Origin of the sequence: Flavobacterium sharifuzzamanii (assembly GCF_003254585.1) — a bacterium.
Lineage (GTDB): Bacteria > Bacteroidota > Bacteroidia > Flavobacteriales > Flavobacteriaceae > Flavobacterium > Flavobacterium sharifuzzamanii.
The window spans coordinates 1-17,215 of the sequence record NZ_QJGZ01000040.1 but is presented as its reverse complement, the minus strand read 5'-3'; the positions used below and the strand labels follow the sequence as shown (position 1 = coordinate 17,215).

General features: G+C 33.7%; 17 protein-coding genes and 1 other RNA gene. 8 read left to right on the top strand and 10 right to left on the bottom strand.

What is annotated here, in order from left to right:
- Positions 1-52: 52 nt before the first annotated feature.
- From DMA14_RS15280 to DMA14_RS15270, 3 genes are all read left to right on the top strand, one after another.
- Entirely contained in the window at positions 53-1,411 is a 1,359-nt protein-coding gene (locus tag DMA14_RS15280; protein ID WP_111425469.1) for a sensor histidine kinase, read from the top strand.
- A gap of 10 nt (positions 1,412-1,421) precedes the next feature.
- A complete protein-coding gene (locus DMA14_RS15275) occupies positions 1,422-2,108 on the top strand; it encodes a response regulator transcription factor (RefSeq protein WP_111425468.1) in 687 nt (228 codons plus the stop codon).
- A 94-nt stretch (positions 2,109-2,202) separates the two neighbouring features.
- Positions 2,203-2,397 (top strand): hypothetical protein, encoded by a 195-nt coding sequence (locus tag DMA14_RS15270; protein WP_111377225.1) that lies wholly within the window; start codon positions 2,203-2,205, stop codon positions 2,395-2,397.
- An 89-nt stretch (positions 2,398-2,486) separates the two neighbouring features.
- Here DMA14_RS15270 and DMA14_RS15265 read toward each other — a convergent pair whose 3' ends face one another.
- Positions 2,487-3,734: a cation:dicarboxylate symporter family transporter gene (locus DMA14_RS15265; protein WP_111425467.1), complete on the bottom strand. Its 1,248-nt coding sequence runs from the start codon at positions 3,732-3,734 to the stop codon at positions 2,487-2,489.
- 30 nt (positions 3,735-3,764) lie between these two features.
- Positions 3,765-4,096, bottom strand: an RNA gene (rnpB, locus tag DMA14_RS15260) — RNase P RNA component class A.
- A 126-nt stretch (positions 4,097-4,222) separates the two neighbouring features.
- On the opposite strand from rnpB, the gene DMA14_RS15255 reads away from it, so the two are divergent.
- Positions 4,223-4,516, top strand: coding sequence for an SH3 domain-containing protein (locus DMA14_RS15255; RefSeq protein ID WP_111425466.1), 294 nt, complete (start codon positions 4,223-4,225; stop codon positions 4,514-4,516).
- A 231-nt stretch (positions 4,517-4,747) separates the two neighbouring features.
- On the opposite strand, the gene DMA14_RS15250 is transcribed toward DMA14_RS15255, so the two are convergent.
- Both DMA14_RS15250 and DMA14_RS15245 read right to left on the bottom strand, forming a co-directional pair.
- Positions 4,748-5,143 (bottom strand): NIPSNAP family protein, encoded by a 396-nt coding sequence (locus DMA14_RS15250; RefSeq protein ID WP_111425465.1) that lies wholly within the window; start codon positions 5,141-5,143, stop codon positions 4,748-4,750.
- A 14-nt stretch (positions 5,144-5,157) separates the two neighbouring features.
- Positions 5,158-5,955, bottom strand: a complete 798-nt coding sequence (locus DMA14_RS15245; protein ID WP_111425464.1) for a peptidase — start codon at positions 5,953-5,955, stop codon at positions 5,158-5,160.
- A 131-nt stretch (positions 5,956-6,086) separates the two neighbouring features.
- Between DMA14_RS15245 and DMA14_RS15240 the strand changes: the two genes are divergently transcribed.
- The 3 genes from DMA14_RS15240 to DMA14_RS15230 all read left to right on the top strand — a co-directional run bounded on the left by DMA14_RS15240 (position 6,087) and on the right by DMA14_RS15230 (position 8,561).
- A complete protein-coding gene (locus DMA14_RS15240; protein ID WP_157957714.1) occupies positions 6,087-6,743 on the top strand; it encodes a hypothetical protein in 657 nt (218 codons plus the stop codon).
- A 61-nt stretch (positions 6,744-6,804) separates the two neighbouring features.
- Entirely contained in the window at positions 6,805-7,890 is a 1,086-nt protein-coding gene (gene dnaX / locus DMA14_RS15235) for a DNA polymerase III subunit gamma/tau (RefSeq protein ID WP_111425462.1), read from the top strand.
- A gap of 254 nt (positions 7,891-8,144) precedes the next feature.
- Complete coding sequence (locus tag DMA14_RS15230) at positions 8,145-8,561, top strand: DNA polymerase III subunit gamma/tau (RefSeq protein WP_111425461.1); 417 nt, start codon at positions 8,145-8,147, stop codon at positions 8,559-8,561.
- Between the two features lie 124 nt (positions 8,562-8,685).
- Here the strand turns inward: DMA14_RS15230 and DMA14_RS15225 are convergent, their stop codons facing one another.
- From DMA14_RS15225 to DMA14_RS15200, 6 genes are all read right to left on the bottom strand, one after another.
- Complete coding sequence (locus DMA14_RS15225; RefSeq protein ID WP_111425460.1) at positions 8,686-9,264, bottom strand: NAD(P)H-dependent oxidoreductase; 579 nt, start codon at positions 9,262-9,264, stop codon at positions 8,686-8,688.
- 182 nt (positions 9,265-9,446) lie between these two features.
- Positions 9,447-10,007: a Crp/Fnr family transcriptional regulator gene (locus DMA14_RS15220; protein WP_111425459.1), complete on the bottom strand. Its 561-nt coding sequence runs from the start codon at positions 10,005-10,007 to the stop codon at positions 9,447-9,449.
- A 12-nt stretch (positions 10,008-10,019) separates the two neighbouring features.
- On the bottom strand, positions 10,020-10,592 hold the full coding sequence (locus DMA14_RS15215) for a TMEM175 family protein (protein ID WP_111425458.1): 573 nt from the start codon (positions 10,590-10,592) through the stop codon (positions 10,020-10,022).
- 20 nt (positions 10,593-10,612) lie between these two features.
- Positions 10,613-11,503, bottom strand: coding sequence for a Ppx/GppA phosphatase family protein (locus tag DMA14_RS15210; RefSeq protein WP_111425457.1), 891 nt, complete (start codon positions 11,501-11,503; stop codon positions 10,613-10,615).
- A gap of 33 nt (positions 11,504-11,536) precedes the next feature.
- A complete protein-coding gene (gene ppk1 / locus DMA14_RS15205) occupies positions 11,537-13,615 on the bottom strand; it encodes a polyphosphate kinase 1 (protein ID WP_162536293.1) in 2,079 nt (692 codons plus the stop codon).
- Positions 13,616-13,620: 5 nt separating this feature from the next.
- On the bottom strand, positions 13,621-14,106 hold the full coding sequence (locus tag DMA14_RS15200) for a SixA phosphatase family protein (protein WP_111377238.1): 486 nt from the start codon (positions 14,104-14,106) through the stop codon (positions 13,621-13,623).
- 826 nt (positions 14,107-14,932) lie between these two features.
- On the opposite strand from DMA14_RS15200, the gene DMA14_RS15195 reads away from it, so the two are divergent.
- Positions 14,933-17,215: HYR-like domain-containing protein (locus DMA14_RS15195; RefSeq protein ID WP_317047260.1), on the top strand; the 2,283-nt coding region annotated here is incomplete at its 3' end.

Genomic DNA, 17,215 nt, shown 5'->3' with positions numbered 1-17,215 from the left:
CTGCCATTTGTATAGTAAAAGCTGTATTTTTGAAACAGAATTTTGAACGAATATGAAACAAAGAATCAATTTACTAATCGCATTTTCTGTCATTGCACTAATTGTGCTTATGACCGTGCAATGTTATTTGGTAAAAACGGCCTACGAATATAAAGTGGCGCAGTTTCATACGCAGATTAAAAATGAAATTGCTCAGATTTCGAATAATTATAGCGATATTGATTCGGCTTTTGTGGCAAAAAAAGAAGCGCTTTACAAAAGCCTTTCAGAAAGATATATAAAAGGAAAAAACACAAAACTAGATCTTAAAATTGGAGTTTTAAGAAATGAATACCAAAACGCTGTAACAAAAGAAATTCAGCGAAAATTTGAAAGAGATTTGCCGAATTTTAAAATTGATTTTGCCATTGTCCTCAACAAATTTATCTTGTATCAAAATGCAAAAAAAGCTGATACTATTTTTTCCGAAAAACCTTTTATCCAAAATAAATTGTATGGAAATCTGGCATCTTTAAATCACGCTTTTTTAGTTAGAAATTATGTTGGAACAACCAATGGAACTTTTGAAAATCAGGAATATCAATTGCTTACAGAAGATTCTATGTACGTTTCTGTAATAGATTGGGAAGTGATTATTTTGAGGCGAATGACTTTTATTCTGATTCTGTCTTTATTATCAATTCTGACTTTAATTACGCTTTTTGTTATTGCCTTAAAAGCTTTAATTAAACAGAAAAAAGTGAGTGATGTAAAAACCGATTTTATCAATAATATTACACACGAACTTAAAACACCTTTGGCAACTTTAGGTATTTCGACAAAGATTTTGGCGCAGAAAAGCATTCGTGAAAACGAAGAAAATTTCAACGCCATTGTGAACACTATTTCACGCCAGAATAACCGTCTTCAGAATTTGATCGATCAGGTTATGGCGAATTCTTTGGCAGAAAACGAAATTGAATTGCAAAAGGAAAAAATAGCTGCCGAAGAATTTCTGCTTTCTATTGTTGATGATTTTAAAATTACTTTTCCAAAAATCAATCTAAAAACCGATTTTCAAACAGAGAAAACGATTCTAGTTTTAGATAAATTTCATCTAACAACCGCTTTTCTAAATGTTTTGGAAAATGCCGCAAAATACGGATCTAACACTATTACAGTGAAAACAAAAATGGTGGAAAACCAATTTTCTATCAGTTTTGAAGATGACGGAATTGGAATTGCCAAAAACAAACAAGCCTTTCTTTTTGAGAAATTTTATCGTGTCGAACAAGGAAACCTGCATAATACAAAAGGCTTAGGTTTAGGATTGTATTATGTCGATCAAATTGTAAAAGCGCATCAAGGTTCTGTTAATGTTATTAGCGAGTTAGGAAAAGGAACTCAGTTTACTATTTTATTAAAAGTTTAATTCCCTTATTTTGAAAAGATTACTTTTAGCCGAAGACGATTTTGACTTTGCGGCGATTTTAAAACAATACCTAGAATTGCATCAATTTGAAGTAATCTGGGCAGAAAATGGAGAAATAGCTTTGGACTATTTTAAAAACCAGGTTTTTGATATTTGTATTTTTGATGTCATGATGCCCAAAATGGACGGATTTTCATTGGCTGAAAAAATAATTAACATCAATCCAGAAATTCCTTTTATTTTTCTAACAGCTAGAAAGCTCAAAGAAGATAAAATCATTGGTCTAAAACTTGGCGCAGATGATTATATCGCAAAACCTTTTGAAGTAGACGAACTGGTTCTTCGTTTACAGAATATTTTAAAGAGGATAGAGCAAAAAAGAAGTCTAGACGGAAATAATATGATTGAAATTGGTTCGTATATTTTTGATAACGAACGTTTAACTCTCAATAATAAAAATCACGTTCAGCAGCTTACGGAGATGGAAGCTTCACTTATTGAGTATCTCTATCTCAATCATAATCAGCTATTAAAGAGAGATCAGATTTTGATGTCGGTTTGGAAAAAAGATGATTATTTCTCAGGACGAAGCATGGATGTTTTTATCAGCAGACTTAGAAAGTATTTTAATTCAGATCCAAAAATCAAAATAGAAAGCGTTCGCAATATCGGATTGGAATTTAAAATAGAAAAATAGCATTCGAATCATATAATTTCTCATAAGCAATTGTATAACAGCAATTAACTCATCAAAATTTAACTTTGTTAGAGAACTTTTAAATCTAACAATCATGAACCTAAAAAGATTTTTCGGCGGATTGCTTACAATCCTCGGAATTATAGGACTTATTTATACCGCGGTTATTTTTGCCGGCACATCTGGAGAAACCAGAGATATAAAATCGCTTATTATTTACGGAATACTCGGAATCGTGTTTTTTACGTCGGGCATCAGCTTGGTAAGAACAACAAAAGACGAAAGTTAAAAAAGGTACAAAGAAACAAAGGCTCAAAGGTGCAAAGTTTTAAATCCTTTGTGTCTTTGAGCCTCTGTACCTTTGACCCTAAAAAATAACTATTCTGAAACGGGATCAAGATTCAATTCTATAAAATCTCTTTCTGTTTTAGAAATTATTATCGTGGCAACTGTGTTTCCTATTAAATTGGTAATCGCTCTGGCTTCGCTCATGAATTTATCTACGCCCAATAGAAATGCCAAGCCTTCAACTGGAATTTTATGCAAGGCTGTTAAGGTAGATGCTAAAACAATGAATCCGCTTCCAGTTACGCCCGCTGCTCCTTTCGAAGTAATCATCAGAATTCCGATAACCGTCATGATTTCAAAAAAAGTTAAATGCACATCGTAGAGTTGCGCAATGAAAAGGACTGACATCGAAAGATAAATCGACGTTCCATCGAGATTAAAAGAATAACCAGTCGGAATCACCAATCCCACAACCGATTTACTGCATCCCATTCTTTCCAATTTCACCATAATACTTGGCAAAGCAGCTTCTGAAGACGAAGTTCCTAAAACCAGTAAAAGTTCTTCTTTAATGTATTTTAAAATCGAAAGAATACTTATTTTATAATATCGCAATATGCTTCCCAAAACCAAAAACACAAATAACGCCATAGTCAGATAAACACATAGCATCAATTTTCCAAGAGGAATCAAAGTTGCTAAACCAAATTTTCCTATCGTATAAGCCATTCCGCCAAAAGCACCAACTGGAGCAAGATACATTACATACTTTAAAGCAGTAAAAACGACTTTCGAAAAACGTTCTAGAACCAAAATAGTCTGTTCTCTTTTTTGATAGAAGTTTAATGCAATTCCGCATATAATAGCAGCCAATAAAACCTGTAGCGTAAAATTGGACAAGAAGAACTGCAGCCACGAAAAATCCTTTGCAGCTCCATTTGTATATTGGCTTGCATCACCAAAAGTCAGTCCCGATTTATCAATTTTTCCAGGTTTAAATATATAAGCAACAGTCACACCAATTGCCAAAGCGACGGTCGAAACTACTTCAAAATATGTTAAAGCTTTAACCCCTATTCGACCAACTTTTTTTAGATTTCCCATACCCGAAATTCCCAAAACGATGGTCAGGAAAATAATTGGGCCAATAAAGAGTGAAATTAACTGAATAAACTTCTTCCCCAAAAATTCCATCTTTACACCATTTTCTGGAGAAAAATGTCCAAGTAAAACACCTGCAATAATAGCAATTAAAACCCAAAAAGTAAGATTGGTTACTATGGTTCTAAAAAGGCTTTTTTTAGATTTTGACGAAGAATTTGGAGTAGTAATATTCATGAGAATAAGTTAGATAGTTCACAAATATATAAAAAATGCAGACCTGTAAGCCGGATTCTGTTCTTGTCTTATTTTTCAACAAAACAATACCTTATCATTTATCTAGATCCACCATTACTGATGGACTCAATCTACCTACCCTTCGGCAACGAACGAGAAGCCCTTAAATGCCGATATACTTGGTATTTCACCGCATAGAGTTTACCTGGTTTCACTACAGCATTACCTGTACATACTTTCTGCTGCACTTGTCCTAATCCCGATTTTCATCGGAACCGACGGGCGTTACCCGCTATGCTTCTCTATGGTGTCCGGACTTTCCTCCCTCCGCCGAGGCGGACGACGATAAGGCGGTCTGCGCTGCAAAAGTAGCGATTTAAGAACTAACAATAATGATTTTAAATTTTAGATTTTATGAATTTTATCATAACTTTTTAATTTTAAAATAGTTATCTTTAGAAATCTATTATTAATAAATTCAGTTTATCATGAAAAGAATGTATCATTACGCAACTGTTTCAAAAGCTTTAGATCAATTGAATGAAAAAGGATTTACTTGTGATTTTAATCGAAATGCTGATGCGATTAAAAAGAATCCTGAGAAATTTGAAATTGTTCATGTGTATCGATACGAGGGTGAGTCAGACCCAGCAGATGAGGCAGTTGTATACGGAATTAAGTCGACTACGGGTAAAAAAGGAGTTTACGTTGCTGGTTTCTCAGCCGATTCAGATCAGGAAACAGCACAGTTTTTATTGGATTTAAGTATTAAGAGAAGATAGCTTTTAGGAGCCGGGAACCTGCTGTACGCTATATCTTTTGCGGCGAACCCCGCCACAAAAGGATGCCGCTGCCATCAGGGCTAGAGCAATCGGTTTCAAAAGAAAGAATCTTTTATAAATCAAGTAAAACAAATGAGAACAAAAAATGATTCGATAATCTATGTCATTCCTAGAAACTGAAATTCTTTTCGTTCCTTAGGAATGACATAAAAATAAACTCTTTTCATTTTTTTAATTAGGCGAATAATCAAGTTTAGTTAAAACACGATCTTCGATATTCCCAACTACATCACCATATTTTGCAGTATATTGCTTTTTAATATCAATCCATTCCTGATCTTTTCTAAAATCTTCCCAAGCTTTTTTCATAGATGCTTCATCTGGCCATTCCAGAAAATATACAAACTCGGTTTTCTTATCTGATTTTGATTCGTAAATGGAAATAATCTTAAAGTTATATTTCTTCATAATGTGCATGGCATGATCGCGAAAACGTTCATGAAATTCTTTTTTATTGCTTTCGAAAATCTCATAGATTCGCAATTGATAAACTGGACTCGTTTGAGTTTTTTGTGCTTTTACAGCAAACGCTGCAAACAAAATTATTAGTAGAAAATACTTCTTCATGATTTATAATTTTATCAGCTTCCTAATTTACCATAACGCTGCTGTTCAGAAAAATAGATGATAATCGTTTTTCCGTTCTTTTTGTATGGGTAAAACAATTCGTAATTACCATTGCTTGAACTATATCTTAACTCTTCACTATTTTCATTAAAAACCTCATTAAGATAAGCTCTTTCTTCTTTAGTAGTCTGATAAATATAATTCACTTTTTGAGGCTGTATTGTATCATTATCTAAACCTTCATTATAATAGGCATTAAAACCAAGAAAAACTGGCGAATCTTTAATAGAATCTTTCACAATTAAAGTTACACTAGGAAAATTTTTATCTGTTACTGACAAAACTCTTAAAATTCCTGTGGTTTCTTTTATGTAAGATTTGGAAAAAGTATAATTTAAAAGTTTATCGCTATTTGCCTTGTTAGATTCTATAATTGATTTTGCAGAACTAATTAGCATTTTTTCTTTTTTGGCTGAAGTCAAATAATTACCTCCGAAAAGTATAATTAGAATTAACGGGAAAATTAAAAGCAAAACAGCAAACTTGCGTCGATTTGATTTGGCGTTTACTTCATCTTCATTTTTTCTTTCTGCAATTCTGGTCAAATTAAACATGAGATTCACTATAAGAGATCCAGCCATGAGAGCCAAAATTCCAAGAATGCTTAAATAAAAGCTTTCGGTCATGTTTTCTCTAAAAACCTTTAGTCCGAAAACTTCAATTACAATAAATGTAAAGACCCAATACACTAATAAAATTATAGAGGAAATTCCGATGATATTACTTAATTTAACTATTTGTTTTGCGTTCATGAATGATTGACGTTTTTTTTAAATGCCACTTAGTTTCGGATTAAAAATAGTACATTTTTTATTACAAAAATTCAATTTAGAGATGAAAAAATAAACGTAAAAAGTTTATTATTGTATTCTAAACTGATCTCATGAAATTAAAATGCCTATTACTTATTGCGACCTTATTAATCACCAATTATTCTTTTTCATGTGAATGCCAAACAATTGACAGAGAAAAAATGGTAGAAATAGGACTAAAATATGATATTGTATTTTACGGAGAAGTTATAAAAGTAGATTCAATAAAGAGAATCTATACTTTTAAAATCATAGAACTCTTCAAAGGAAAATATAATGCTCAGTTCATTACACAAAAATATTCTGGCAATTGTTCTATTATTCCTTCTCTAAAACAACTTTGGATTGTTTACGCTTATTTTAATGACGATAAAACTATCGAAGTGAGCGGTTGCTCTCCAAGCACTGGATTTAAACCTTATGGGAGTGACTCCATGCCTTCTCCGCCAGAAATCAGAACCTCACAAAAGATAGATGATCAAATAAAATTATTGTCTTTTTATGTTTGGGATCTGAAATTTGAAAATCGAAATTTACAAGATTGGATTTATCAACTAGAGAAGCTAAGAATCTATAAAAATTCTCAAAAAGAAATTTCTGATAAAGAAAAAACAGATGCAAAATTGGAAACTTACAGCCAATACATTATCATTTCTTTGATTGTCAACATCGTATTATTTCTTATTTTATTCTTTGTTATTTTGAAGAAAAAGAATTTCTCTAAATAACTAAAATCGGTTTTAAACAACGAAACAAAAGTCATATATTTGCTATCCAATAAAAGAGAATATGGAACAATTTGTAGTATCGGCAAGAAAATATCGCCCGCAGACCTTTAAGGATGTTGTGGGGCAAAAGGCCATTACAAACACTTTGTTGAACGCTATTGAAACCAATCACTTAGCTTCTGCTCTTTTGTTTACAGGTCCGCGTGGAGTTGGTAAAACAACTTGCGCGCGTATCTTGGCAAGAAAAATAAATCAGCCTGGATATGACGATCCTACTGAAGATTTTGCCTTTAACGTTTTTGAGTTAGATGCTGCTTCAAACAACTCGGTTGATGATATTCGTAACCTTATCGATCAGGTTAGAATCCCGCCACAAACTGGACAATACAAAGTATATATCATTGACGAGGTCCACATGTTGTCTTCGGCCGCTTTTAATGCTTTTCTTAAAACATTAGAAGAACCGCCAAAACATGCTATTTTCATTTTAGCAACAACAGAAAAACACAAAATCCTTCCAACGATTTTATCTCGCTGTCAGATTTTTGATTTCAAAAGAATTACAGTAAAAGATGCTAAAGAACATTTGGCTGATGTTGCTGAAAGTCAAGGAATCGTTTTTGAAGATGATGCATTGCACATTATTGCTCAAAAAGCAGATGGTGCCATGCGTGATGCTTTGTCTATTTTTGACCGTGTAGTTTCTTACTGCGGAACAAATTTGACACGTCAAGCTGTAACCGAAAACCTAAACGTTTTAGATTACGAAACTTATATTTCGATTACTGATTTACTTCTGGAAAATGAGATTCCGAAACTTTTATTAGCATACAATGATATCTTAGCCAAAGGTTTTGATGGGCATCATTTTATTGCAGGTTTGGCTTCACATTTCAGAGATTTATTAGTAAGCAAAACACCTTCGACTATTGCTTTATTAGAAGTTGGTGAGCAAGCACAGCAAATGTATGCTGCACAATCGCAAAAATGTTCTCAGGATTTTTTGCTAAAAGGAATTGACATTGCGAATGATTGCGATTTAAAATACAAATTAAGCCAGAATCAACGACTTTTAGTTGAATTATGCTTGATGCAATTGGCCTCTATCAACTTTGATGGAGAAAAAAAAAAGTTGAGCAATTCATAATTCCTCCCGTTTACTTTAAAAACGGAGGCTATTCTATAGTTGAAGTCCAAAGTCCAAAGTCCATAGTTGAAAGTTCTGTTGCAACTGAAAATCAAGCTTCTCAGACTGTAACTGAAACTAAAGTTGCCATTCCTCAACCAGAACAAGTTGCTGAAACTCCAAAAGTTCAGGCTCCAGAAGCTCCAAAAACAGATGCAAATGGCGCGCCTAAAGTTTCTGCTTTTTCTCTTGCCAGTATCCGTAAGAAAAAAGAATTGGAAGCAAGCAGCAAATCGTATGTTAAACCTTCTTCAGTTTTGCCTACTGAGGAATTTAACGAAACCGATATGCGTCTTCATTGGAACAAATATGCAGAACGTTTAGGGCAAAAAGGGCTTAGAATCATGGAATCTATTCTATTGATTAGCGATCCTGTTCTAAACGGAACCACAATTTCTTACGAACTGCCAAATGAAGGTTCTAAACTAGAATTTGAAAGTCAGATGAATGGTTTATTGGGGCATTTAAAAGGTCATTTACATAATCACGACATAACAATCGAAGTAATTGTAAATGAGCAGGCTGAAACAAAACGAACTTATAATAATCAAGATAGATATAATCGTTTCTTAGAAATTAATCCAAACATCGAGCTTTTGCGTTCAACATTTGGATTGGATTTGAAGGACTAATTTTTTTGTTGGCCACGAATTTCTCGAATTTTCATGATTTTTTTTTCTTTATTAAAAACTGTTTAATAATTTATTGAATTTGCTTCGCCAATTCGCCATCGCTCGAGTCGCAGCAAATAAAAATCTATTTGTTTTTTAGTCCGAAATTGTAAATTTTCTCTAGCCATTTTTTCCTTTGTTCTTCCTTAGAACCTTTTATAACTCCGATGAAGCTTACTTTAACTGGTTTTACACCACAGAATTCTAAAGTAGATTTTTTCAACTGATTAACGCTTGGTCTTCCAAAGAACAAACGATAATACCAGCCCGGCTGATCTAGAGTTGTGATAATGTGAGCTGTTTTGCCTTTTAACAATTTATCCCACCAAACTGAATTTTCACGGTATTGAAAAGCCATTCCTCGCAAAAACAAACGATCTATAAATCCTTTTGTTATCGCCGGCAGTCCACCCCACCAAACGGGATGAATCCAAATCAAATGATCGGCTCTTTTAATTTTTTCCCAAGATTCTAATAAATCTGGTTCTAGATCTGTTCTTTTTTGGTAACCGAATTTGAGATTTGGGCTAAAGTTTAAATTGGCAATTGTGATGGTTTCTACTTGTGCACCAGAAGCTATGGCACCTTTTTGATACGATTCTGCAATTCCAAAATTGAAGCTTTCGGCGTTTGGGTGTCCGTTTATAATTAGTATTTTTTTCATGTTTATGTTTTTTCAAAAATACTATTAGTACATTTTCTTTCACTGGACAAATGTCCTGAAAAAACTGTTTAGATTTATTTCTCTAGCAGATTTTGCAGATTGAGCAGATTCTTTCTTCCAAGTCAATAAGTTTAAAAAAAACAAATCTGCTCAATCTGCAAAATCTGCGGGAAACAAAAAAATTAAACAACCGCTTTCCTGATCCGGCTTAAATGTCTTGGGGTAATTCCTAGATAGGAAGCTAAGTATTGCAACGGAATTAACTGAATATACTTTTGATGATTTTGGCAAAGTTCTTCGTAGCGTTGTGCCCCTGATAGTTTCTGAAAAGAAACCATTCTTTTGTGCAGGTTAACAAATTCTAATTCAGTTAATTTTCTACCTGTTTCCTGCCAGTTAAAACCTGATAGATAGAGTTTTTCCAAAGCTTTTCGGTCTAAAATCTGTAATTCTGTATCTGTAAGTGCTTGAATGTTTTCCTCTGCTTTTTCTTCTGTGATAAAACTGGCAAAAGAAGCCATAAATTCATTTTCGAAAGCAAAACAATTAGTGATTTCGTCACCTTTATGATTGACAAAAAAGGAACGGAGAATTCCTTTTTCGATAAAAACTATTTCATTGCAAACCTGATTTTCAGTCAAGAGAAGTTCTCCTTTTTTTAATGTCCGAAATGTAATCAAGCTATCTAAAAGACTCAATTCATCAGCAGAAAAATCTTGAATGGACTGAAAAACAGATTTCATAAACTATTCATTTTAAGAAAAAATCTTTCCGATTCTTTTGTCTGGAATAAGCCATAACATTGCAACTGTAAAATAGGCCGCCCCAGAAACCCACTGATTAAAGAATGCCGTAACAATTCCGATAACGTATAAAACTAAGGAGATTTTACCTTTATAATCTTTGTTTAGTGCTTTTCTTAAAGCAGAATTGCTTCCTTCGCTACACATTATAGTATATTGCAAAATAATATAAGAGATTGCAGAAAGAAGTAGCACAACTCCATACATCGTCATTGCGGCTTTTTCAAAATTATGCTCTCCCATCCAAGCGGTAGAAACGGGGATTAAAGAAAGCCAAAACAAAAAGTGCAGATTACTCCATAATACTTTCCCATTTACTTTTGATAAACCATGAAGTAAATAATGGTGATTATTCCAGTATATTCCAACGTAAATAAAACTCAAAACATAACTTAAAAACTTCGGAATAAGTGGTTTTAAATCTGCAAATTCATGCCCTTCTGGGGCTTTAATTTCCAAAATCATAATCGTAATAATGATAGCCAAAACGCCATCACTAAAAGCTTCAAGTCTGCCTTTATTCATTTACAAAGAAAATATAAATATTAAATTTTACCGTAATACATTGCTTTTACGATACCATCAGAAAGTCCGATTTTAGGAACATAAATCTGGCGCGCACCACTCCATTTCATAGCGTTTAGATAAATTCTTGTTGCATGAATAATTACGTCGGCACGGTCGGAGTTCAAACCCAGTTCGGCAATTCTCTGTTCGTAAGTCAATGAATTTAAAAATGCATACTGTGAATTAACATATATGTATGAAAGCGGTTTTTCTTGCTGTTTTCCAGACATTTTAAACAGCTTATTGATGTTTCCTCCAGAACCTATCAATGTTACTTCATCGTAATCTGCCGTGTTGGTTTTAATCCATTTTTCGATTTCATCCCAAACTGAATCATGAACCATGTTGTTCAATAAACGAACAGTTCCCGCTTTGAAAGATCTTGAAGTAATCATTTTTCCATCAGAGAATAAAGTAAACTCGGTACTTCCACCTCCAACATCCACAAAAAGATAAGTTTCGTCAGATTTAATTAAATGATGCAAATCTGTAGAAGCAATAATTGCTGCTTCTTTTTTACCGTCGATAATCTCGATTTTAATGTCGGCTTTTTTCTTAATTAAAGCCACAACTTCTTTTGCATTATAAGCTTCGCGCATTGCAGAAGTTGCAAATGCCATATAACGCTCTACTTTATGTACTTTCATCAAAAGGTTGAATGCTTTCATTGCATCCGCCATTCGATCTATATTTTCTGGTGAAATTTCTCCAACTGTAAAGGCATCTTGTCCTAAACGAATTGGCACACGAACAAGGGAACTTTTATTAAACTGCGGTTCTTTGCCTTCTTGTTCAACAACGTTAGCAATCAAAAGCCTCATGGCATTTGAACCGATATCTATCGCTGCGAACTTCCTAATATTAATCATGCTCACTTTATGATTTGAAATTGGTATTTATTATTAATTTACTTTTTGAGGAACCTCTTCAAGTATGGCTACTTTATTCTGATAATATTTATAGGTTTCAAATTGTGCTCTAAATGGGGCATGATGATTTTTCGGCTTATATTTATTATCTAATTTATAAGAGTGATATCTCACTTTTACATTTCCTTTCCAAGCAATATTAAAGTTATCAATCAATTCTTTTTTGATTTCAAGATCGTAAATCGGACAGGTTACTTCGACTCTGCCGTCAAGATTTCTAGTCATAAAATCGGCAGACGAAATGTAAACCTCGGTTAAGCCTGCATTTCCGAAAATGTAAACTCTCGAATGTTCTAAGTAATTATCTACAATACTTATGGCTTCGATGTTTTCGCTCATTCCCGGAATTCCCGGAATTAGAGAACATATTCCTCTTACTTGAAGCTGGATTTTTACTCCTGCATTACTTGCTTCGTATAATTTATCGATCATTTTAAAATCGGACAAACTATTCATTTTTAATTTAATGTGCGTTTTTCTACCAGCCAATGCATGAAGAATTTCACGATCAATTAGTTTGATGAATTTGGTTCTGGTATAATGAGGTGATACAATTAAATGTTTGTATCTATGAACTCTATAATTAATATCAAAAAACTCAAATATTTTTGATGTGTCTTTTAAAATCCCTTGATGACATGTAAAAAGTGTTACATCAGTATAAATTTTTGCCGTAGATTCGTTGAAGTTTCCTGTTGAGATGAATCCGTAACGACGGTTTTTACCTTCTTCCGTTCTTTCAATTACGCAAATCTTACTGTGCACTTTCAATCCTTTGATACCAAAAATAAGTTCGATGCCTTCTGTCTGCATTTGTTCTGCATAAGAAATATTCGAAGCTTCATCAAAACGTGCTTGAAGTTCGATCTGCACAACTACTCTTTTACCATTTTTGGCTGCGTTTATCAAAGAACTAATAATTTGTGAGTTCTTTGCTAAACGATATAATGTAATTTTAATGCTTGTTACTTTTGGATCTAAAGCGGCTTCACGCAAAAACTTAGTCAAATATGAAAATGACTGGTAAGGTGCGTGCACTAAATAATCTTTTTTAGAGATTTTTTCCAAAATACTTCCTTCCAAACTCAGACCTGGAACTGGCAGTGGTTCGTTTGGTTTATACAACAAATCGTATCTACCGAGATTTGGAAAACTCATGTAATCGCGACGATTATGATATCTTCCTCCTGGAATTATACTATCTGTTTCTACAATTTTCATTTTATCCAAGAAAAATTGCAGAGTATCTTCTTCAATTAAATTATCGTAAATAAAACGAACAGGCTCTCCAATTCGGCGATCTTTTACAGACGAAGCAATCTTTTCTAGCATACTTTTACTTAAATCACTGTCTATATCCAATTGCGCATCACGAGTAATTTTGATCATGTGAGCAGAAACGCTCTTGTAATCAAATATATTAAAGATGTTTTTCAGTTTAAAACGAATAACATCATCTATTAAAATAACATATTGTTTTTCGTCTTCAGAAGGAAGAACGACAAATCTGTTGATATTTTTTGGGATTTCAATTAAGGCATAACGAACCTCATCATTTGCTAATTCTAAACGAACTGCCAAATATCCTAAAGTATCTTTTAGAATTGGAAAAACAGCCAAATCATTTAAAATGATAGTCACTAGTTCTGGACTTAATTTTTGGGTATAAAAGTCCTTTAAGAAACACTCTTGTTTTGGTGTAATCTGTTTTTCATTGATAATAAAAATATTTTCAGATTCTAGTTCTGCTTCAATGTTTCCGAGAATACGCAAACTCTCAGATTGTTGTTGAATTACAATTTCAGTAATATCTTTAATTAATTGATGAGCAGAAATACCGCCTAAATATTTTTCACCAGAAATACCTGAAAGACTTAATCGTCGAATGGCCGCGTACCGAACTCTAAAAAATTCGTCTAAGTTGTTTGAAAAAATTCCAACAAAACGCAGTCTGTCTAAAAGTGGTACTGTATTGTCTGCTGCTTCCTGAAGCACTCTCGCATTAAACGCTAACCAGCTTTTTTCTCTATCGATATATTTCTGTTCGTACACTGTAATTATTTTAAATCTTTGGGGAAAATAGTTTTATGTGTTTTGCCCTTATGGATCGTGTCCCAACTTTCGGCATCAAACTGTAACGATACAAAGCCTGAAGTTGGTACATTTTCTATAAAAACATCCCCAAATTTATTAACAAAATTTGTAATAGCCTCGTTATGTCCAAAAAGAATAACGCTTTCAAAACTATTATCACACGATTTAATAACTTTTTCGAGCTGCTTCTCATCAAAAGTGTACAAATCGTCTCTAAAAATGATGCTTTCTAATGGATAAGATATGTTTTGCGCAAAAATTAAAGCAGTCTCTGTGGCTCTCGCGGCTGTGCTGCTCCAAATAATATACGTTTTTGGAAGATACTCTGAAATATTTAATGAAACATCATGCGCATCTAAAATCCCTCTTTTCATCAATGGACGATCGAAATCTTTCAATGGTGCTTCCCAGCTAGATTTGGCATGACGAATTAATATAAGATTTTTCATAAGTAGCAAATTTTAAAAACCTGAATTGCAGGTCATTTTTTTAATTAAGTTCTAATTTACAAAAGATATCTTAAACCTTTTCTTTTTTTTATTTCTGTTAACATTATAACAAAATTTTAACAAGAATAAATGCCCTGTAAAAACTTTTGGACTGCAAAAATTAGAAAAGCTACTTTTTGTCATTTTATGTACTTCATCTATAAAATTAGTATTTAGTCGACATTCCGCAATATTCCAAAAAATTAACTAAATACCTGATTATTAATCACTTAATACACAACAAAGAAACTTAATATCATCAATAAAGCAAAAAAATGAGGAGAAAAATTCTACTTTTTTGAGTTAAAAAAAAGTGTTTTTGAGTCATTTTTTGATAAAAAAACAACACTTCAACGAGTTTTTAGGTTAGTTACAGATAAAAAAATCATATTAGAAAAACTCTAATATAACTTTGATTCTGTTAAAATATTAAATATATCACAAAACAGAGAAACAATTTATAAGAATAAAAAAGTGTCACTTGAACGGTCCTAAAAAGTGTCAAAATTGTAAGTTATTTTTTTGTTAGAAATGCAGGATGTGATTAATAAGCTATTTGTCCCATTTAAATGAATAGAAAAGTTTTTCCATCTTCTTGAGATTTTTACTGAACATTAACCTAAAACTTAAAAAAAAATCAAAAACACTCATTTTTCTACAAGCCAATTTTTTAAGTCAATATTATAATTTTTACCAAGAACAGCCTCGGCAATTTATAATCAATTAAAACGGATTATAACTCAAGAATCTCAAAATAAAATTTACTAAAGATTAAAAATTAGAGATTATGAAAAACATTACTCTTTTAACGAATATTAATACTAATATTAAATGCGTTTATATTACGTTACTTTTAATATTTACTACAAGTGGCTATTCTCAAAACACATATGATGGCAATTACTGCCCTGGCCCAGGTGCAGTTGGTGATGAATATGCGACTGGAACGGTTTACAGCACAGTATTATTAGCTAACCCTTCTTCAACATGCAACATTGGTACGATTCGCGCTAAAGTTGATACCCAAAATCAAGTTTTAAGATTAGGTATGGATATTGGGAATGGTGGTTCGGCACTTTTTAGATTGTACTTAGATACTGATAATAATCCAGCAACAGGATTAACATCAGATTCATTTGGGGGAACAATTACTGTAGCCGGTGCTGAGTATATCTTAGAAATTAATTCTAACGGAAATGGTTTTACTTTATACACAGGAAATGGCAGTGTTAAAACTCAAACTAATGTTATCCCTGCAGGTCTTGGTGCTAAGGCAGGTAATGCCAATTGTAATTCTGGTGCTACATTTTTAGAGTTTAATGTTCCTTTTGGAAGCTTGGGAATTAACATTTGTGATCCCAATAACCCAGGTGTAATTAACGTTACAAAATTAGCTTCTGTTAGTGGTAACTCACCTAATTCAAGTCTATGTACTAATACTCCACTTACTTTCGGAATTCCACTAAAAGGAACAGTTGGACCAAACTCAACTATATGTTCAGGAGCTAGTGCTGCTTTAACAATAACAGGTCTAAATGCTAATTCTAATGTAATTAAATGGCAATCATCTGTTGCTCCTTTTTCAGTGTGGGTAGATATTGCCAATACCGTAGGTTTAACAGCTTACAATACAGGTAGTTTAACACAAACCACAAAATTCAGAGCAATATTTTCTAATTCGGGTTTATGCTCTGGAAGTAATATTGCGACAAGTGAAGCAACCGTAACGGTAAATACTCCAACTGCTTGTTCTATTACTGGCACTAGTGGCCCTGTATGTCTATCTTCTTCTAATGTTTATGCGGCTCCAGCCAGTATGACAACATATTCGTGGTCTTTGCCTCCGGCAACTGCAAATGGCGCTACAATAACATCGGCTACAAATTTACAAAACGTCACTGTTCAAGCTGGCTCTACTTGTAATACAACGTTTAAATTATTATTAACCACTACTTTAAATGGATGCAGTTCTACTTGTGAAAAAATAGTAACTGTTAACGACACAACGGCGCCAACTTGGACAACTCTTGCAGGCGCTTTAAATGTTACTTTACAATGCAGCGATACTGCAGGATTGACAGCAGCGCAAAATCAGGCTCCTGTTGCCACAGACAATTGCGGTGGAACTGTAACCTATACTAAAGTGAGCGGAACTTTCGCCGCTGGAACTTGTGCCAATTCTGGAACTTACACCAACACTTGGACCGCTAAAGACGCCTGCAATAATACTTCAACAGTTTTCACTCAAGTGATCACTATTCAAGACACGACTGCGCCAACTTGGACAACTCAAGCAGGTACTTTAAATGTTACATTACAGTGCAGCGATACGGCAGGATTAACAGCAGCACAAAATCAAGCTCCTGTTGCCACAGACAATTGCGGTGGAACTGTAACCTATACTAAAGTGAGCGGAACTTTCGCTGCTGGAACTTGTGCCAATTCTGGAACTTACACCAACACTTGGACCGCTAAAGACGTCTGCAATAACACTTCAACAGTTTTCACTCAAGTGATCACTATTCAAGACACGACTGCACCAACTTGGACAACTCTTGCAGGCACTTTAAATGTTACTTTACAGTGTAGCGATACTGCAGGATTGACAGCAGCACAAAATCAGGCTCCTGTTGCCACAGACAATTGCGGTGGAACTGTAACCTATACAAAAGTGAGCGGAGCTTTCGCCGCTGGAACATGTGCCAATTCTGGAACTTACACCAACACTTGGACCGCTAAAGATGTCTGCAATAACACTTCGACAGTTTTCACACAGGTAATCACTATTCAGGATACTACTGCTCCAATTTGGACAACTGCTGCCGGTTCGCTAAATACAACAGTAGAATGCAGCGATGCAGCTGGACTTATTATAGCTCAAGGAAAGTCTCCATCAGCATCTGACTTGTGCGATGCCGATGTTACCAATATCATTAAAGTAAGCGGTCAATTCGTAGCTTCTCAAGGATGCGGAAACGCTGGAACATACACCAACACTTGGACCGTTAAAGATGACTGCGGAAATACTTCTGACACTTTCACTCAAGTGATCACAATTCAGGATACTACT